Genomic DNA, 18057 nt, shown 5'->3' with positions numbered 1-18057 from the left:
GTGTAGAACGGGAGATGTGACGGCAATGGCTACGGAAACGCCCCAGCGCAGCGCAGCGTGTGCCGTCCCCGCCCCGGGCAGCGCCCGATGACGGCCGTCGACACGGCGTCCGGCCCCGAACGCGCCACCCTGGACAAGGCCGCGAGCGAGAACTTCCCGGTGGCCCCCTTCTTCCTGCCCCGGGCCTGGCGCGCCGACCTCATGGCCGTGTACGGCTTCGCCCGCCTCGTGGACGACATCGGCGACGGCGACCTCGCCCCCGGCGGCGCCGACGCCCGCCTGCTCGGCGTGTCGCCCGCCGAGGCCGCCGACCGGCTCGTCCTCCTCGACGCCTTCGAGGAGGACCTGCGCCGCGTGTTCGACGGCACGCCGCGCCACCCGCTGCTGCGCCGCCTGCAGCCCACCGTCCGGCGCCGCGCCCTCACCCCCGAGCCGTTCCTCGGGCTGATCGCCGCCAACCGCCAGGACCAGCTCGTCGCCCGCTACGAGACCTACGACGACCTCCTCGCCTACTGCGAACTGTCCGCCAACCCCGTCGGCCGCCTCGTGCTCGCCGTCACCGGCACCTCCACCCCCGAGCGGATCAGGCTGTCCGACGCGATCTGCACCGCGCTGCAGATCGTGGAGCACCTCCAGGACGTCGCCGAGGACCTCGGCCGCGACCGCGTCTACCTGCCCGCCGAGGACATGAAGCGCTTCCACGTCCAGGAAGCTGATCTTGGCCAAAAAAGCGCGGGCGCATCGGTGCGCGCCCTGGTTGCATACGAAGCACAACGCGCCCGCGATCTGCTGGATGAAGGCGCTCCCCTGGTGGGTAGCGTCCACGGCAGGCTCAGACTGCTGCTCGCGGGGTTCGTGGCGGGGGGAAGGGCGGCGATCAGGGCGATCGCCGCCGCCGAATACGACGTACTTCCCGGCCCGCCCAAACCCGGCAAGGTCCAGTTGCTGCGTGAGGCGGGCGTGATCCTGCGAGGAGAGGGGTGATCCGGACCGTGGAGTCTGCGCCGCACGTGTCCGCGCCGGTACTCGCCGCCTACAGCTACTGCGAGGCCGTGACCGGGCAGCAGGCCCGTAACTTCGCCTACGGCATCCGGCTGCTGCCGGCGGCCAAGCGCCGCGCCATGTCGGCGCTGTACGCGTTCTCCCGGCGGGTGGACGACATCGGCGACGGCGGCCTTGCCGACGAGGTCAAGCTGACGCGGCTGGAGGACACCCGGGCACTGCTCGCCCGGATCCGCGAGGACGAGGTCGAGGAGGACGACACCGACCCGGTGGCCGTCGCCCTCAGCCACGCCGCGCGGGTCTTCCCGATCCCGCTCGGCGGCCTGGACGAGCTGATCGACGGCGTCCAGATGGACGTACGCGGGGAGACCTACGAGACCTGGGACGACCTCAAGGCGTACTGCCGGTGTGTCGCCGGTGCCATCGGCCGCCTCTCGCTCGGCGTGTTCGGCACCGAACCCGGCGCGCGCGGCACCGAGCGCGCCGCCGAGTACGCCGACACGCTGGGCCTCGCCCTCCAGCTCACCAACATCCTCCGCGACGTCCGCGAGGACGCGCTGGGCGGCCGTACCTACCTGCCGGCCGACGACCTCGCCAAGTTCGGCTGCTCGGCCGGCTTCCGGGCGCCGACCCCGCCGGAGGGCTCCGACTTCGCCGGCCTCGTCCATTTCGAAGTGCGGCGCGCCCGGGCCCTGTTCGCCGAGGGCTATCGGCTGCTCCCCATGCTCGACCGGCGCAGCGGCGCCTGTGTCGCCGCGATGGCCGGCATCTACCGCCGGCTGCTCGACCGCATCGAGCGCGACCCGGAGGCCGTGCTGCGCGGCCGGGTCTCGCTGCCCGGACACGAGAAGGCCTACGTCGCCGTGCGCGGCCTGTCCGGCCTCGACACCCGCCATGTCTCCCGGGGCTCCGTGCGGAGGCGCGCCTGATGCAGCGCACCGAACCGGAGCCGGCCGAACCACGGCAGGCAACCCTCCACCGCGGCGCGGCGTCCCTGACTGCGACGGCCGGGCGCGCACCGTCCGGCCGCCGTGCCCGCACCGCGCGGGGACGCGGGGCCGGATCCGGCATGCGGCTCCCGCCGCACGGGCGTGACCAGGCACGACGAGGCGGCGCACGCGGGCCGGCCGGTACCGGTCGCGCCCGCGGGGCGCTCGCGCACGTAGGGAAGGACGCACGATGAGCGACGGCTCACCCCACCCGGCACCGGCCGGCACCCCGCGCACGGCGGCCCGCAGCGCGGTCGTGGTCGGCGGCGGACTCGCCGGGATCACCGCGGCGCTCGCCCTCGCCGACGCGGGCGTCCGCGTCACCCTGCTCGAAGGCAGGCCCAGGCTGGGCGGCCTCGCCTTCTCCTTCCAGCGCGGCGAACTGACCGTCGACAACGGCCAGCACGTGTACCTGCGCTGCTGCACCGCCTACCGCTGGTTCCTCGACCGGATCCAGGGCGCGGCGCTGGCACCGCTGCAGGACCGCCTGGACGTGCCCGTCGTCGACGTCGCCAAGCCCGTGGGCCGGCGGCTCGGCAGACTGCGGCGCGACCCGCTGCCCGTCCCCCTCCACCTGGGACGCGGCCTGGCCGCCTATCCGCACCTCTCGCTCGCCGAGCGCGCCGCCGTCGGGCGGGCCGCGCTCGCGCTGAAGGGGCTCGACCTCGCCGATCCGACCCTGGACACCCAGGACTTCGGCAGCTGGCTGGCCGCGCACGGCCAGTCCGCGCGCGCCATCGAGGCCCTGTGGGACCTGGTCGGGGTCGCCACCCTCAACGCGGTCGCGGGCGACGCCTCGCTGGGGCTCGCCGCGATGGTGTTCAAGACCGGTCTGCTGTCCGACCCGGGCGCGGCCGACATCGGCTGGGCCCGCGTCCCGCTGGGCGAACTGCACGACCGGCTGGCCCGCAAGGCGCTCGACTCCGCGGGCGTGCGTACCGAGGTCCGTACACGCGTCACCTCCGTCTCCACCAACGACAACGGCGGGTGGAGCGTCCGAGTTCCCGGCGAGACGCTTTCCGCGGACGCCGTCGTCCTCGCCGTACCCCAGCGCGAGGCCTACGACCTGCTCCCGCCCGGTGCCCTCGACGCGCCCGAGCGGCTGCTGGAGATCGGCACCGCGCCGATCCTCAACATCCACGTCGTCTACGACCGCAAGGTGCTCGCGCGCCCCTTCTTCGCCGCGCTCGGCACCCCGGTGCAGTGGGTGTTCGACCGCACCGACGCCTCCGGACTGCTGAAAGGCGGGCCCGAAGGGTCCGCGCACGAGGGGGGCGGGCGCCCGGCGGGCCAGTACCTCGCGCTGTCCCAGTCGGCCGCGCAGGACGACATCGACACCCCGGTGGCCGAACTCCGCGAGCGCTACCTGCCCGAGCTGGAGCGGCTCATCCCCGGCACCCGCGCCGCCGAGGTGAAGGACTTCTTCGTGACCCGGGAGCGCACGGCCACGTTCGCCCCCGCCCCCGGCGTCGGACGCCTCAGGCCCGGCGCCCGGACCAATGCCCCCGGCCTGTACCTGGCCGGAGCGTGGACCGCCACCGGGTGGCCCGCGACCATGGAGAGCGCGGTCCGCAGCGGAGTGAGCGCGGCCGACGCCGCGCTCGGCACCCTGGGCCGGCCCCGTCCGCGCCACCTCTTCGGCTTCGAGGAGGCGGCGTGACGCCCGGCCCGCGGGCGACCGCCCCCGCACCCCCGGTACCGCAACCAGAGGAGAGATTGTGCCCACTGTGCCCCCGGCCGCGACGCCCGCTCGGAGGCCCGCGGTGGACGTGACCGCGCTCCTGGAGCGCGGCAGGAACCTGGCCACACCGGTGCTGCGGGCGGCCGTCGACCGCCTGGCCCCGCCCATGGACACCGTGGCCGCCTACCACTTCGGCTGGATCGACGCCGCCGGCAACCCCGCGCACGGCGACGGCGGCAAGGCCGTCCGCCCCGCGCTGGCCGTGCTGTCCGCCGAGGTCACCGGTGCCGCGCCCGAGGCCGGGGTGCCCGGCGCGGTCGCCGTCGAACTCGTGCACAACTTCTCGCTGCTGCACGACGACCTGATGGACGGCGACGAGCAGCGCCGGCACCGCGACACCGTCTGGAAGGTGCACGGCCCCGCCCAGGCCATCCTGGTCGGCGACGCCCTGTTCGCCCTCGCCGGCGAGGTCCTGCTGGAGATCGGCACGGTCGAGGCCGGCCGCGCCGCCCGCCGGCTGACCGCTGCCACCCGCGCCCTGATCGACGGCCAGGCCCAGGACATCTCCTACGAGCACCGCGACCGCGTCAGCGTCGAGGAGTGCCTGGAGATGGAGGGCAACAAGACCGGCTCCCTGCTGGCCTGCGCCTCCTCCATCGGCGCGGTCCTCGGCGGCGCGGACGACACCACCGCCGACGCGCTGGAGCGCTACGGCTACCACCTCGGCCTCGCCTTCCAGGCCGTGGACGACCTGCTCGGCATCTGGGGCGACCCGGAGGCCACCGGCAAGCAGACCTGGAGCGATCTGCGCCAGCGCAAGAAGTCCCTGCCGGTCGTCGCCGCCCTCGCGGCCGGCGGTCCCGCCTCCGAACAGCTCGGCGAGATCCTCGCCGCGGACGCCAAGAGCAGCGACTTCGAGAACTTCTCCGAGGAGGAGTTCGCGGCCCGCGCCGCCCTCATCGAGGAGGCCGGCGGCCGCGAGTGGACGGCCGCCGAGGCGCGCCGCCAGCACACCATCGCCATCGAAGCCCTCGAGGCCGTGGACATGCCCGACCGGGTGCGGGAGTCCTTCACGGCGCTCGCCGACTTCGTCGTCGTACGAAAGAGATGATCACCATTGGCTGGATAAGCCTCGCGTAGTCGCCGGCCGGTGCCGCAGGACGAAGGACACCGGCCGACGGCGGACCCACAGCAGCACGACTCGCACGACTGCACGAAGGGGAAGCCATGACAGCGACGACCGACGGAAGCACCGGGGCCATCTTGCCGTCCCGGGCTGCCGCGGCCAGCGACTCCACCCTCACCATCCCCGAGACGGCCGGGGTACAAGAAGCCGCCACGCGCGCCGTACGGCGCGCCACCGATTTCCTGCTCGCCCGGCAGGACGCCGAGGGCTGGTGGAAAGGCGACCTGGAGACCAACGTCACCATGGACGCCGAGGATCTGCTGCTCCGTCAGTTCCTGGGCATCCTGGACGAGCACACCACGCAGGCCGCCGCGAAGTTCATCCGCGGCGAGCAGCGCGAGGACGGCACCTGGGCCACGTTCTACGGCGGCCCGGGCGACCTGTCCGCCACCGTGGAGGCGTACGTCGCCCTGCGCCTGGCCGGCGACGCGCCCGACGCGCCGCACATGGCGCGGGCCTCGGCCTGGATCCGCGAGCGGGGCGGCATCGCCGCCGCGCGGGTCTTCACCCGGATCTGGCTCGCCCTGTTCGGCTGGTGGAAGTGGGAGGACCTGCCCGAACTCCCACCGGAGCTGATCTTCTTCCCCACCTGGTTCCCGCTCAACATCTACGACTTCGGGTGCTGGGCGCGGCAGACCATCGTGCCGCTCACCATCGTCTCCGCCAAGCGCCCCGTGCGCCCGGCCCCGTTCGCGCTGGACGAGCTGCACACCGACCCGGCCGCCCCGAACCCGCCGCAGCCGCTCGCCCCGGTGGCGAGCTGGGACGGCGTCTTCCAGCGGCTGGACAAGGTGGTCCGCGGCTACCGCAAGGTCGCCGTGCGCAGGCTGCGCAAGGCCGCGATGAACGCGGCGGCCCGCTGGATCATCGAACGGCAGGAGAACGACGGCTGCTGGGGCGGCATCCAGCCCCCGGCCGTGTACTCCGTCATCGCCCTGCACCTGCTCGGCTACGACCTCCAGCACCCGGTGCTGCGCGAGGGCCTCGCCTCCCTGGACCGCTTCGCCGTCTGGCGCGAGGACGGCGCCCGGATGATCGAGGCCTGCCAGTCCCCGGTGTGGGACACCTGCCTGGCCACCATCGCCCTGGTGGACGCCGGACTGCCCGCGGACCACCCGCAGCTGGTCAAGGCCGCCGACTGGATGCTCGGCGAGGAGATCGCCCGCCCCGGCGACTGGGCCGTGCGCCGGCCCGAACTGCCCCCGGGCGGCTGGGCCTTCGAGTTCCACAACGACAACTACCCCGACATCGACGACACCGCCGAGGTCGCGCTCGCGCTGCGCCGGGTCCGCCACCACGACCCCGAGCACGTGGACCGGGCCATCGGCCGGGCCGTGCGCTGGAACCTCGGCATGCAGTCGAAGAACGGCGCCTGGGGCGCCTTCGACGTGGACAACACCAGCCCGTTCCCGAACCGGCTGCCGTTCTGCGACTTCGGCGAGGTCATCGACCCGCCGTCCGCGGACGTCACCGCGCACGTGGTGGAGATGCTCGCCGCCGAGGGCCTGGCCGACGACCCGCGCACCCGCCGCGGCATCGACTGGCTGCTCGCCGAACAGGAGGCCGACGGCTCGTGGTTCGGCCGCTGGGGCGTCAACTACATCTACGGCACCGGTTCGGTCGTCCCCGCGCTCACCGCGGCCGGACTGCCCACCTCGCACCCGGCGATCCGGCGGGCCGTGGCCTGGCTGGAGAGCGTGCAGAACGACGACGGCGGCTGGGGCGAGGATCTGCGCTCCTACCGGGACGCCAGGCAATGGAGCGGCCGGGGCGCCTCGACCGCCTCGCAGACCGCCTGGGCGCTGATGGCGCTGCTCGCCGCCGGGGAGAAGGGCTCCGCGGCCGTCGAGCGCGGCGTGCGCTGGCTGGCCGACACCCAGCGGGAGGACGGCGGCTGGGACGAGCCGTACTTCACCGGCACCGGCTTCCCCTGGGACTTCTCCATCAACTACCACCTGTACCGGCAGGTGTTCCCGCTCACCGCGCTCGGCCGGTACCTGCACGGGGACCCCTTCGAGCGCAACCTGCTCGCCCGGGCCCAGAAGGTCACCGCGCGGGCCGAGGGGAACTGATGTGAGCCACCAGCCCGCTCCGGCTCCGCTGCTGATCGCCTGCGCGCTCGGCATCGAGCACCTCGCCCTGCGCACCGGCGACCGCCGGGCGCGCGGGGCGGGCGCGCCGCTGCGCAAAGGCGCCGCGCGGCGGGCCGGCGGGCCGGTGACCTTCGTCCGCACGGGCATGGGGCCCCGTGCGGCGGAACGCTCCGTCACCCGGCTCCTGTCCGGCCCGGCACCCGCCGGCACGGCCGTGCTGGCCACCGGCTTCTGTGCCGGACTGGCCCCCGGGATGCACCCCGGCGACCTGGTGGTCGCCGAGGAGACCCGCGATCCGCGCGGTACCGTGCCGTGCGCGGGCACCGGACTCCTGGTCGAGGAACTCGCGCGCCTGGTGCCCGGACGCACCGTGCACACCGGCCCGCTCACCGGCTCCGACCACGTCGTACGGGGCCCCGAGCGGTCCGATCTGCTCACCACCGGCGCGATCGCCGTGGACATGGAGTCGGCGGCCACGCTGCTGGCCGCCGTCCGCACCGGCGAGCGGCCGGTCGCCGCCGTACGGGTCGTCGTGGACGCACCCGAACACGAACTCGTCCGGATCGGCACCCTGCGCGGGGGAATATCGGCCTTCCGCGTTCTCCGTTCCATCCTTCCCGCATTTTTCGAATGGCACCGTTCTTTGCCGCTCCCTCGGAGGTGAGCCAGATGGCCATGCCGTTGCGCCAGTCCATCAAGGTCGCTACATACCTGGCTGAACAGAAGCTCCGCAAGCGGGACAAGTTCCCGCTGATTGTCGAGCTGGAACCGCTTTTCGCCTGCAATCTGAAGTGTGAGGGCTGCGGCAAGATCCAGCACCCCGCCGGTGTGCTCAAGCAGCGCATGCCGGTCGCCCAGGCCGTGGGCGCCGTGCTGGAGTCCGGGGCGCCGATGGTCTCCATCGCCGGCGGCGAGCCCTTGATGCACCCTCAGATCGACGAGATCGTGCGGCAGTTGGTGGCGAAGCGGAAGTACGTCTTCCTGTGCACCAACGCGATGCTGCTGCGCAAGAAGATGGACAAGTTCACGCCCTCGCCCTATTTCGCCTTCGCGGTGCACATCGACGGGCTGCGTGAGCGGCACGACGAATCCGTCGCCAAGGAAGGCGTGTTCGACGAGGCCGTGGCGGCCATCAAGGAGGCCAAGCGGCGCGGCTTCCGGGTGACCACCAACTCCACCTTCTTCAACACCGACACCCCGCAGACCATCATCGAGGTGCTCAACTTCCTCAACGACGACCTCCAGGTCGACGAGATGATGATCTCGCCCGCCTACGCCTACGAGAAGGCTCCGGACCAGGAGCACTTCCTCGGCGTGGAGCAGACCCGGGAGCTGTTCAAGAAGGCCTTCGCGGGTGGCAACCGCCGCAAGTGGCGGCTCAACCACTCCCCGCTCTTCCTGGACTTCCTGGAGGGCAAGGTCGACTTCCCGTGCACCGCGTGGGCGATCCCGAACTACTCGCTCTTCGGCTGGCAGCGCCCCTGCTACCTGATGAGCGACGGGTACGTGCCGACGTACCGCGAGCTGGTGGAGAAGACCGACTGGGACAAGTACGGCCGCGGCAAGGACCCGCGGTGCGCCAACTGCATGGCGCACTGCGGCTACGAGCCGACCGCCGTCCTCGCCACCATGGGTTCCCTGAAGGAGTCCCTGCGGGCCATGCGCGAGACCGTCGCCGGGAACCGGGAATGACCCTGACGACCGCCGTTCCGCTGGGCGTCCCCGAGGTGCCGGCCCGTCCGGTCGCGCCTCGGCGGGCGTCGCGGCGGATCCGGGTCGGGCCGGTGCCGGTCGGCGGCGGCGCGCCGGTGTCCGTGCAGTCGATGACGACGACCCGCACGTCCGACATCGGCGCCACCTTGCAGCAGATCGCCGAGCTGACCGCCTCCGGCTGCCAGATCGTCCGCGTCGCCTGCCCCACGCAGGACGACGCGGACGCGCTGGCGGCCATCGCGCGGAAGTCGCAGATCCCGGTGATCGCGGACATCCACTTCCAGCCGAAGTACGTGTTCGCCGCCATCGAGGCCGGCTGCGCCGCGGTCCGCGTCAACCCCGGCAACATCAAGCAGTTCGACGACAAGGTCAGGGAGATCGCGCGCGCCGCCAAGGACCACGGCACCCCGATCCGGATCGGCGTCAACGCCGGCTCCCTGGACCGGCGCCTGCTCCGGAAGTACGGCAAGGCGACCCCCGAGGCGCTGGTCGAGTCGGCCCTGTGGGAGGCGTCCCTCTTCGAGGAGCACGACTTCCGGGACATCAAGATCTCCGTCAAGCACAACGACCCGGTCGTGATGATCGAGGCCTACCGCCAGCTCGCCGAGCAGTGCGACTACCCGCTGCACCTCGGCGTCACCGAGGCAGGCCCCGCCTTCCAGGGCACGGTCAAGTCGGCCGTCGCCTTCGGCGCGCTGCTGTCGCAGGGCATCGGCGACACCATCCGGGTGTCGCTGAGCGCGCCGCCGGTCGAGGAGATCAAGGTCGGCATCCAGATCCTGGAGTCCCTGGGGCTGCGCCGGCGCCGCCTGGAGATCGTCTCCTGCCCGTCCTGCGGCCGCGCCCAGGTCGACGTCTACAAGCTCGCCGAGGAGGTGACGGCCGGCCTGGACGGCATGGAGGTGCCGCTCCGGGTCGCGGTGATGGGGTGTGTGGTCAACGGTCCCGGCGAGGCCCGCGAGGCCGACCTCGGCGTGGCCTCCGGCAACGGCAAGGGCCAGATCTTCGTCAAGGGCGAGGTCGTCAAGACCGTCCCCGAGTCGAGGATCGTGGAGACCCTGATCGAGGAGGCCATGAAGCTCGCCGAGAGCAAGAGCCTTTCGGACCAGGTGAGTTGAGGCAAGGCACGCAACGAGAGGGGGCCCGAGAGTGACCATTCTGGAGAGCATCCGGCAACCACGCGACCTGCAGGCGCTGTCCGAGGCGGAACTCGGGGAACTGTCCGGAGAAATACGTGAGTTCCTGGTGCACGCCGTGTCGAGGACCGGCGGTCACCTCGGGCCCAACCTGGGCGTGGTGGAACTCACCATCGCGCTCCACCGGGTCTTCGAGTCGCCGGCCGACCGCATCCTGTGGGACACCGGCCACCAGGCGTACGTCCACAAGCTGCTGACCGGGCGTCAGGACTTCTCGAAGCTGCGCGGCAAGGGCGGACTGTCCGGCTACCCCTCGCGCGAGGAGTCCGAGCACGACGTCATCGAGAACAGCCACGCGTCCACGGCGATCGGCTGGGCCGACGGCCTCGCCAAGGCCAACCAGGTGCGGGGGGAGAAGGGCCATGTGGTCGCCGTCATCGGCGACGGCGCGCTGACCGGAGGCATGGCGTGGGAGGCGCTGAACAACATCGCCGCGGCCCGGGACCGGCCGCTCGTCATCGTCGTCAACGACAACGAACGCTCCTACGCCCCGACCATCGGCGGCCTGGCCAACCACCTGGCCACGCTGCGCACCACCGACGGCTACGAGAAGGTCCTCGCCTGGGGCAAGGAAGTGCTCCAGCGCACCCCGGTCGTCGGCAGCACGCTCTACGAGTCCCTGCACGGCGCGAAGAAGGGCTTCAAGGACGCCTTCGCCCCGCAGGGCATGTTCGAGGACCTGGGCCTCAAGTACCTCGGCCCCATCGACGGTCACGACCTCGGGGCCGTCGAGTCGGCGCTGCGCCGCGCCAAGCGCTTCCACGGCCCCGTCCTGGTCCACTGCCTCACCGAGAAGGGCCGCGGCTACGAACCCGCCCTCGCGCACGAGGAGGACCACTTCCACTCCGTGGGCGTGATGGACCCGCTCACCTGCGAGCCGCTCGCTCCCGCCAAGGGCCCCTCGTGGACCTCGGTGTTCGGCGAGGAGATCGTCAGGATCGGGGAGGAGCGCGAGGACGTCGTGGCGATCACGGCGGCCATGCTGCACCCGGTCGGCCTCGCCGGGTTCGCCGAACGCTTCCCGGACCGCGTCTGGGACGTCGGCATCGCCGAGCAGCACGCGGCCGTCTCCGCGGCCGGCCTCGCCACCGGCGGACTGCACCCGGTCGTCGCCGTCTACGCGACCTTCCTCAACCGCGCCTTCGACCAGCTGTTGATGGACGTCGCCCTGCACCGCTGCGGGGTCACCTTCGTGCTGGACCGGGCCGGTGTCACCGGCACCGACGGCGCCTCCCACAACGGCATGTGGGACATGTCGATCCTCCAGGTCGTCCCCGGTCTGCGGATCGCCGCCCCGCGCGACACCGACGAGCTGCGCGCCCAGCTGCGCGAGGCCGTCGCCGTGGACGACGCGCCCACGCTGGTCCGCTTCCCGAAGGAGACCGCCGGCCCGCGCGTCCCCGCCGTCGACCGGGTCGGCGGCATGGACGTCCTGCACCGGGCCGAGCGCCCCGAGGTGCTGCTGGTGGCCGTCGGCGTGATGGCCACGGTGTGCCTGCGGACCGCCGAGCTGCTCGAAGCCCGCGGCATCGGCTGCACCGTGGTCGACCCGCGCTGGGTCAAACCCGTCGACCCCGCCCTGCCCGGGCTGGCCGCCGGGCACCGGCTGGTGGCCGTGGTCGAGGACAACAGCCGGGCGGCGGGCGTCGGTTCGGCCGTGGCGCTGGCCCTCGGCGACGCCGACGTGGACGTACCGGTACGGCGGTTCGGCATCCCGGAGCAGTTCCTCGCGCACGCCAAGCGCAGCGAGGTGCTGGCCGACATCGGCCTCACGCCCGTCGAGATCGCCGGGCGGATCAGCGCGAGTCTGGCCGCCAAGGACGTCGGCGGCACAGTCAAGGAGAGTGAATGACCACCGAGTTCGACCTCGGCGCCCTGCTCGCCGAGCGCGGAGCCGAACGCTACGAGCTGCACACCAAGCACCTCAACCCGCAGCTCCCGCGGATGCTGCACACCATCGGCTTCGACAAGGTCTACGAGCGCGCCGAGGGGGCGCACTTCTTCGACGCGGACGGCAACGACTACCTGGACATGCTCGCCGGGTTCGGCGTGATGGGTCTCGGCCGTCACCACCCGGTCGTCCGCAAGGCGCTGCACGACGTCCTGGACCTGGACCTCGCCGACCTCACCCGCTTCGACTGCCAGCCGCTGCCCGGCCTGCTCGCCGAGCGGCTCCTCGCCCACAGCCCGCACCTGGACCGGGTGTTCTTCGGCAACAGCGGCACCGAAGCGGTCGAGACGGCCCTGAAGTTCGCCCGGTACGCCACCGGCAAGCCCCGCGTCCTGTACTGCGACCACGCCTTCCACGGACTGACCACCGGCTCGCTGTCGGTCAACGGCGAAGACGGCTTCCGCGACGGGTTCGCCCCGCTGCTGCCCGACACCGCCGTCCCCCTCGGCGATCTGGAGGCCCTCGCCCGGGAGCTGCGCAAGGGCGACGTGGCCGCGCTGATCGTGGAACCGATCCAGGGCAAGGGCGTCCACGAGGCACCCCCCGGCTATCTGCGGGCCGCACAGGAACTGCTGCACAAGCACAAGGCGCTGCTCATCGCCGACGAGGTGCAGACCGGCCTCGGCCGCACCGGTGACTTCTACGCCTACCAGCACGAGGACGGCGTCGAACCGGACCTGGTGTGCGTCGCCAAGGCCCTCTCCGGCGGCTATGTGCCGGTCGGTGCCACCCTCGGCAAGGAGTGGATCTTCAAGAAGGTCTACTCGTCGATGGACCGCGTACTGGTGCACTCGGCGAGCTTCGGCTCCAACGCCCAGGCCATGGCGTGCGGCCTCGCCGTGCTCTCGGTCATGGAGAACGAGCAGATCGTCGCCGGCGTGCGCCGCACCGGCGAGCTGCTGAAGTCCCGGCTCACCGCGCTGGTCGACACCTACGAGCTGCTCGCCGACGTGCGCGGCCGGGGCCTGATGATCGGCATCGAGTTCGGCAGGCCCTCCTCGCTGAAGCTGCGCGGCCGCTGGACCATGCTCCAGGCGGCCCGCAAGGGCCTGTTCGCCCAGATGGTCGTCGTACCGCTGCTCCAGAAGCACCGGATCCTCACCCAGGTCTCCGGCGACCACCTGGAGGTGATCAAGCTCATCCCGCCGCTGGTCGTCGACGAGGCCGACGTGGACCGGTTCGTGGCGGCCTTCACCGCGGTGATGGACGACGCGCACAGCGGCGGCGGCCTGATGTGGGACTTCGGCAAGACCCTGATCAAGCAGGCCGTGGCGAACCGCTGACAGCGGCCCGGACGGCGGGGCGCCCGCGGCGGTGAACGCCGGGGCGCCCCGGCATTGCCTCAGAGGCAAGAAAATTGCCCCACGGGCAAGTATGGGGCTCAATGGAGGCATGAACGCCTCGGACGCCGCGCCGCCGGCGGCAGCGGACGGTGGCCTGCCCGCCGTCGCGCCGCAGCTGCGCGCCCTGCGCCGGCGGGCCGGCCTCACGCTGGAGGCCGCGGCCCGCTCCGCCGGTCTCTCCCCGGCCCACCTCTCCCGCCTGGAGACCGGGCACCGGCAGCCGTCGCTGCCGATGCTGCTGGCGCTCGCCCGTATCTACGGTACGACCGTCTCCGAACTGCTCGGCGAGACGGTCGCCGACCGGGACGCGATCGTGCGCGCCGCCGACATGGAACCGACCCGGGCCGGCGGCTGGACCTACGTCCAGGCCGGGGCGCCGGGCCGCGGCATGCAGGCCCTGCGGGTGCGGGCGCCCTACGGCTCCCAGGGCGACATCGTGCGCGTCCACCCGGGCGAGGAGTGGCTCTACGTCCTCAAGGGGCGGCTGCGGCTGCGGCTCGGGGACACCGCGCACCTGCTCGGCCCCGGGGACAGCGCGCACTTCGACTCGCTCACCCCGCACCGCCTCGCCGCCGAGGACCACGACGGCGTGGAGCTGCTGTTCGTCCACACCCTGCTGCAAAGCCCCACGGCCACCCTGTGCCTGGGCTCACCGACCGGAGAGCTGCCATGACGAACCTCGAGGAGAAGTTCCCCCGTTCCCTGTGGATCCGGCTGATCGTCTACATCGCCCTCGGGCACGTCCTCGCCGCCTTCCTCTACCTGCTGTTCGCGGTGGGCGCCAAGAGCTGACCGCCCCGCGGCCGGCCCCGCAGGCGTCAGTCCAGCAGGCGTTCGCGCAGCCGCTCACGCGCCTCGGCCGGGAACTCCAGACCCTGCGCCAGATACGTCCCGACGTCGCCCCAGGTCTCCTCGATGCTCGCGAACGCCGCCTGGAGATACTCGGCACGGGCGTCGAAGAGCGGGTCGAGCAGCTCCATCACCTCCGGCGTGTACGCCGTCTCCGCGCTGCCGCTGCGCCGGACCTTGTAGCGGCGGTGCTTGGCGTTGGACTCCAGATAGTCGGCGACGATCGCCTCGCGCTCCACGCCCAGCGCGAGCAGCGTGACGGCGATGGACACGCCCGCGCGGTCCTTGCCGGCCGCGCAGTGCATCAGCGCCGGGACGCTGTCGTCGGCGAGCGCGTGCAGCACCCGGGAGTGCTCGGCGGTGCGCTCCTTGACGATCCTCCGGTAGGACTCGGTCATCCGGGCCGCGCCCTTGCCGTCGGAGAGGATCGCGCGCAGCTGGTCGAGGTCGCCGTCGCGGACCATCTTCCAGAACTCGGTGCCGTCCGCCGGGTCGCTCAGCGGCAGGTTCACGTTGCGCACGCCGGGCAGCTCGACGTCCGGACCCTCCAGCTTCTGGTCGGCCGCGTTGCGGAAGTCGAAGATCGTGTGCAGCCCCAGGGAGGCGAGGAAGGCCGCGTCCTCCTCCGTCGCGTGCGCGAGGTGCCCGCTGCGGAACAGCACTCCGTGACGCACCCGCCGTCCGTCCACGGTCGGCAGCCCGCCCACGTCACGGAAATTGCGCACTCCTGCCAGCTCCGGCTCGGTCGACGGGACCTGCTGCGTCACGGGGGCTCCTCCCGGTCGTTCCCCGCCGTCGCGGCTCTCCGGCGGGCACTGAAGTCGACCATACGACATCGATTTCCCCGGGCAATGAGTTATCCACAGGCATTGTCGGGCGGGCCCGCGGCCCTTGATGATGTCGGGACTCGAGCGGATCCGTTGGCCCTGTGAGGTTGCGATGGTGGGCGTCGCCGAAGAGCCGGCCGCGAGGGCCGGCGGCCGTCCCGGCTGCACGGCCGGTGGGCCGCCGAGTCCCGGCCCACCACCGCCCCCCTCATCCACGGCGAGAAGGTCATCGGCAGCCGCCGCGGCCACACCGGTCACCAGCACCTGTCCTGGGCCCCCGGTCACCAGCACCTGCCCTGGGTCCCATCGCGGTCGCCCAACTCCCGGACGCGCGCGTCCGGATCACCGGCGGCGCCGGACACGACGACTCGGGCTCCTCGCGCCCGGACGCGGCCGTGTTCCGGCTGCGCCGCACATGACTCCCGTGCCCGCGGCCGTCGCCACCGCCCGGTTCGACCCGCCTTTATTCCTGGATTGCAAAGTCTTTAAGAGTGGCTCATCTCACCGTTCGTCAACCCCCGCCTACGGTCGCGTAGGTCACATCCGAAGGTGAATCATGGTCCGACGTGGCAGACGATTCGAAGAGTGACAGCAGATCAGTGATCGGGTCGTACGTGGCGGTGGGGGACAGCTTCACCGAGGGCGTCGGCGATCCCGGGCCGGACGGGGCGTTCGTGGGCTGGGCCGACCGGCTCGCGGTGCTGCTCGCAGACCGGCGTCCCGAGGGCGACTTCCAGTACACCAACCTCGCCGTGCGCGGGAAGCTGCTGGACCAGATCGTGGCCGACCAGGTCCCGCGCGCCGTCGACCTGGCACCCGACCTGGTCTCCTTCTGCGCGGGCGGCAACGACATCATCCGCCCGGGCACCGACCCCGACGAGGTGGCCGAGCGCTTCGAACGCGCCGTGGCCCGGCTCGCGGGGGCCGCCGGGACGGTGCTGGTGACGACCGGCTTCGACACCCGTGGCGTGCCCCTGCTCAAGCACCTGCGCGGCAAGATCGCCACCTACAACGGGCACGTCCGTGCCATCGCCGACCGCTACGGCTGCCCCGTGCTCGACCTGTGGTCCCTGAGGTCCGTACAGGACCGCAGGGCCTGGGACAGCGACCGCCTGCACCTCTCGCCCGAGGGGCACACGCGCGTGGCGCTGCGCGCCGGGCAGGCCCTCGGTCTCCAGGTGCCGGCCGACCCCGAGCAGCCGTGGCCGCCGCTGCCGCCCCGGGGCACCCTGGAGGTCCGCCGCGACGACGTCCAGTGGGCGCGCGAATACCTCGTGCCGTGGATCGGGCGCCGGCTGCGCGGCGAGTCCTCCGGCGACCACGTGACCGCCAAGGGCACGCTCTCGCCGGACGACATCAAGCTGCGCATCGCCGCCGTGGCCTGACGCCGCGGGCCGCGCCCCGGGCCGCCCGCGCGAGCGGCCCGGGACGCGGCCCCCGCGCAGCCCGTCGCCGGGCCGCCGCCCGGGCCCGGTGCACGGGACGAGGGCGCCGCCCGGCCGTTCCCGCGCGGAACGTCCCACGCACCTCCGCGTCCGGCGGCACGGTCGACGGCAGCGCGCACTCACCAGGTGCTCCGCCCCCGCTCCGCCGGCGGCGCCTCTCCTCGTCCCGGCGGTCAGCCGGGTGGCCTATCTCCCGAACGGCGGGAGTAGGGCGGGCCTCGAGGCCCGCGAGGCCCGAGGGGGTACCCCGCCGCGCCCGGACCGCCGGAGGGGCCGACCATAATGGGGGGCCTCACCCCACTCCACCGGGAGGTACCGTGACCGGTTTGCGTTCTCCGGGCTCCGGGCCGCGCGCCCTGCGGCCCGCCGCCTTCGGCGCGGACCCGGGCGGCGCCCGCCTGGCGCGCATCCGCCGCTCGCCGCACTTCAGGGACGGTGTCTTCCAGAACCCCGGCGGCCCCGCCCGCACCCGGCCGAGCGGCTCGGCGCTGGACCTCGCGAAGGTGTTCCTGGACAAGGAGACCCGGCCGCTGCGCTCGCCCGGCGGCACCGTGCCGGTGCACCCCACCACCTTCGCCGACCTGGCCGAGCCGCCCGTCACCGGACTGCGGCTGACCTGGATGGGCCACTCCAGCGTGCTCGCCGAGATCGACGGCCACCGCGTGCTGTTCGACCCCGTCTGGGGCGAGCGCTGCTCCCCGTTCCCCTTCGCCGGCCCCAGGCGGCTGCATCCCGTGCCGCTGCCGCTGGCCGCGCTCGGCCCGGTCGACGTCGTCGTCATCTCGCACGACCACTACGACCACCTGGACCTGCCCACCATCAAGGCGCTGGCCGGCACGGACACCCTGTTCGCCGTGCCGCTCGGGGTCGGCGCCCACCTGGAGCACTGGGGCGTCTCCCCGGACCGGCTGCGCGAGCTGGACTGGCACGAGTCCACCCGGATCGGCGGCCTCACCCTCACCGCCACCCCGGCCCGCCACTTCTGCGGCCGGGGCCTGCGCAACACCCAGCACACCCTCTGGGCGTCCTGGACCGTGGCCGGTGAGGAGCACCGGATATACCACAGCGGCGACACCGGCTACTTCGACGGCTTCCGGGACATCGGCGCCGCGCACGGACCGTTCGACGCCACGATGATCCAGATCGGGGCCTACAGCGAGTTCTGGCCCGACATCCACATGACCCCCGAGGAGGGCCTGCGGGCCCACCTCGACCTCCAGGGCGGAGCGCCGCACGGCGTGCTGCTGCCCATCCACTGGGGCACCTTCAACCTCGCCCCGCACCCGTGGGCGGAACCGGGGGAGTGGACCAAGGAGGTCGCCGAGGACGCCGGCCAGGCGGTCGCCCTGCCGCGTCCGGGCGAGCCCTTCGAGCCCGCCGGGAAGCTGCCGGCGGAGGCATGGTGGCGCCACGTCTCGGGTGACCTGCGGCGCACCTGGCGCTCGGCCGGCGCACTCGTGGCGGAGCCGCCGGTACGGGGCTGAGCGGGGCCGGGACCCCGCCGCCGACCCCAGGCCAAGGCGATCACTCCCGGTGACATCGGGAGAGGTCGCCCCCTCGGGGAAGCCGCCTCGGCGGAACGGCCCAGGGGAACTTTCATTCGTACGTGCACACCTCGCGGGGGGGGGGGGGGGGGGGGGGGGGGGGGGGGGGGGGGGGGGGGGGGGGGGGGGGGGGGGGGGGGGGGGGGGGGGGGGGGGGGGGGTGGGGGGGGGGGGGGGGGGGGGGGGGGGGGGGGGAGGGGGGGGGGGGGGGGGGGGGGTTAGCTTGTCGGAAGTTGTT

At 73.0% G+C, this 18057-nt stretch carries 16 protein-coding genes and 1 pseudogene; 16 read left to right on the top strand and 1 reads right to left on the bottom strand.

Translation table 11 applies throughout. The annotated features are described in order from the left end of the window. Positions 1–87: 87 nt before the first annotated feature. The 13 genes from hpnC to ACZ63H_RS30625 all read left to right on the top strand — a co-directional run bounded on the left by hpnC (position 88) and on the right by ACZ63H_RS30625 (position 13946). Positions 88–984, top strand: a complete 897-nt coding sequence (gene hpnC / locus ACZ63H_RS30685) for a squalene synthase HpnC (protein WP_469870645.1) — start codon at positions 88–90, stop codon at positions 982–984. Beyond that, entirely contained in the window at positions 981–1931 is a 951-nt protein-coding gene (gene hpnD / locus ACZ63H_RS30680) for a presqualene diphosphate synthase HpnD (RefSeq protein WP_469870643.1), read from the top strand. Before hpnC ends, hpnD begins: the two co-directional genes overlap by 4 nt. Beyond that, positions 1931–2185, top strand: coding sequence for a DUF6380 family protein (locus tag ACZ63H_RS30675; RefSeq protein WP_469870641.1), 255 nt, complete (start codon positions 1931–1933; stop codon positions 2183–2185). The genes hpnD and ACZ63H_RS30675 overlap by 1 nt, the downstream gene beginning before the upstream one ends. Then, on the top strand, positions 2182–3651 hold the full coding sequence (hpnE, locus tag ACZ63H_RS30670) for a hydroxysqualene dehydroxylase HpnE (protein ID WP_469870639.1): 1470 nt from the start codon (positions 2182–2184) through the stop codon (positions 3649–3651). Before ACZ63H_RS30675 ends, hpnE begins: the two co-directional genes overlap by 4 nt. Before the next feature lie 58 nt (positions 3652–3709). Then, positions 3710–4783, top strand: coding sequence for a polyprenyl synthetase family protein (locus ACZ63H_RS30665; RefSeq protein ID WP_467941326.1), 1074 nt, complete (start codon positions 3710–3712; stop codon positions 4781–4783). A 116-nt stretch (positions 4784–4899) separates the two neighbouring features. Then, positions 4900–6930, top strand: a complete 2031-nt coding sequence (shc, locus tag ACZ63H_RS30660; protein WP_469870637.1) for a squalene--hopene cyclase — start codon at positions 4900–4902, stop codon at positions 6928–6930. A 1-nt stretch (position 6931) separates the two neighbouring features. Continuing rightward, complete coding sequence (locus ACZ63H_RS30655) at positions 6932–7615, top strand: phosphorylase family protein (RefSeq protein WP_469870635.1); 684 nt, start codon at positions 6932–6934, stop codon at positions 7613–7615. 5 nt (positions 7616–7620) lie between these two features. Next, positions 7621–8643 carry an adenosyl-hopene transferase HpnH gene (gene hpnH / locus ACZ63H_RS30650; RefSeq protein WP_318200319.1) on the top strand — a complete coding sequence of 341 codons (1023 nt, stop codon included), beginning with the start codon at positions 7621–7623 and terminating at the stop codon, positions 8641–8643. Beyond that, complete coding sequence (gene ispG / locus ACZ63H_RS30645) at positions 8640–9782, top strand: flavodoxin-dependent (E)-4-hydroxy-3-methylbut-2-enyl-diphosphate synthase (RefSeq protein ID WP_469870633.1); 1143 nt, start codon at positions 8640–8642, stop codon at positions 9780–9782. Before hpnH ends, ispG begins: the two co-directional genes overlap by 4 nt. A 31-nt stretch (positions 9783–9813) precedes the next feature. Further along, positions 9814–11712, top strand: coding sequence for a 1-deoxy-D-xylulose-5-phosphate synthase (gene dxs, locus ACZ63H_RS30640; protein ID WP_469870631.1), 1899 nt, complete (start codon positions 9814–9816; stop codon positions 11710–11712). Then, positions 11709–13094 carry an aspartate aminotransferase family protein gene (locus ACZ63H_RS30635; RefSeq protein WP_469870630.1) on the top strand — a complete coding sequence of 462 codons (1386 nt, stop codon included), beginning with the start codon at positions 11709–11711 and terminating at the stop codon, positions 13092–13094. Before dxs ends, ACZ63H_RS30635 begins: the two co-directional genes overlap by 4 nt. A gap of 109 nt (positions 13095–13203) precedes the next feature. After that, on the top strand, positions 13204–13827 hold the full coding sequence (locus ACZ63H_RS30630) for a helix-turn-helix domain-containing protein (RefSeq protein ID WP_467941318.1): 624 nt from the start codon (positions 13204–13206) through the stop codon (positions 13825–13827). After that, complete coding sequence (locus tag ACZ63H_RS30625) at positions 13824–13946, top strand: DUF6126 family protein (protein ID WP_467941316.1); 123 nt, start codon at positions 13824–13826, stop codon at positions 13944–13946. The genes ACZ63H_RS30630 and ACZ63H_RS30625 overlap by 4 nt, the downstream gene beginning before the upstream one ends. Positions 13947–13972: 26 nt before the next feature. On the opposite strand, the gene ACZ63H_RS30620 is transcribed toward ACZ63H_RS30625, so the two are convergent. Further along, on the bottom strand, positions 13973–14770 hold the full coding sequence (locus ACZ63H_RS30620; protein WP_469870627.1) for a tyrosine-protein phosphatase: 798 nt from the start codon (positions 14768–14770) through the stop codon (positions 13973–13975). 201 nt (positions 14771–14971) lie between these two features. On the opposite strand from ACZ63H_RS30620, the pseudogene ACZ63H_RS30615 reads away from it, so the two are divergent. The 3 genes and pseudogenes from ACZ63H_RS30615 to ACZ63H_RS30605 form a co-directional block, all read left to right on the top strand. Further along, positions 14972–15213 (top strand): annotated as a pseudogene (locus ACZ63H_RS30615) (glycoside hydrolase family 36 N-terminal domain-containing protein); the annotation flags it as partial. Positions 15214–15429: 216 nt separating this feature from the next. After that, entirely contained in the window at positions 15430–16215 is a 786-nt protein-coding gene (locus ACZ63H_RS30610; protein WP_469870700.1) for an SGNH/GDSL hydrolase family protein, read from the top strand. Between the two features lie 377 nt (positions 16216–16592). Next, positions 16593–17759: an MBL fold metallo-hydrolase gene (locus tag ACZ63H_RS30605; RefSeq protein WP_469870625.1), complete on the top strand. Its 1167-nt coding sequence runs from the start codon at positions 16593–16595 to the stop codon at positions 17757–17759. The last annotated feature ends 298 nt before the right edge of the window (positions 17760–18057 follow it).

The organism is Streptomyces sp. NPDC104831 (assembly GCF_055583025.1).
The sequence above is the reverse complement of the archived record's forward strand: the minus strand, read 5'-3'. Positions and strand labels throughout refer to the sequence as shown.

What these genes read in the sequence shown, in the direction of transcription:
- hpnC (WP_469870645.1), top strand. Translation starts at nt 88, where the DNA reads ATGACGGCCGTCGACACGGCGTCCGGCCCCGAACGCGCCACCCTGGAC.
- ACZ63H_RS30675 (WP_469870641.1), top strand. Translation starts at nt 1,931, where the DNA reads ATGCAGCGCACCGAACCGGAGCCGGCCGAACCACGGCAGGCAACCCTC.
- hpnE (WP_469870639.1), top strand. Translation starts at nt 2,182, where the DNA reads ATGAGCGACGGCTCACCCCACCCGGCACCGGCCGGCACCCCGCGCACG.
- shc (WP_469870637.1), top strand. Translation starts at nt 4,900, where the DNA reads ATGACAGCGACGACCGACGGAAGCACCGGGGCCATCTTGCCGTCCCGG.
- hpnH (WP_318200319.1), top strand. Translation starts at nt 7,621, where the DNA reads ATGGCCATGCCGTTGCGCCAGTCCATCAAGGTCGCTACATACCTGGCT.
- ispG (WP_469870633.1), top strand. Translation starts at nt 8,640, where the DNA reads ATGACCCTGACGACCGCCGTTCCGCTGGGCGTCCCCGAGGTGCCGGCC.
- ACZ63H_RS30635 (WP_469870630.1), top strand. Translation starts at nt 11,709, where the DNA reads ATGACCACCGAGTTCGACCTCGGCGCCCTGCTCGCCGAGCGCGGAGCC.
- ACZ63H_RS30630 (WP_467941318.1), top strand. Translation starts at nt 13,204, where the DNA reads ATGAACGCCTCGGACGCCGCGCCGCCGGCGGCAGCGGACGGTGGCCTG.
- ACZ63H_RS30625 (WP_467941316.1), top strand. Translation starts at nt 13,824, where the DNA reads ATGACGAACCTCGAGGAGAAGTTCCCCCGTTCCCTGTGGATCCGGCTG.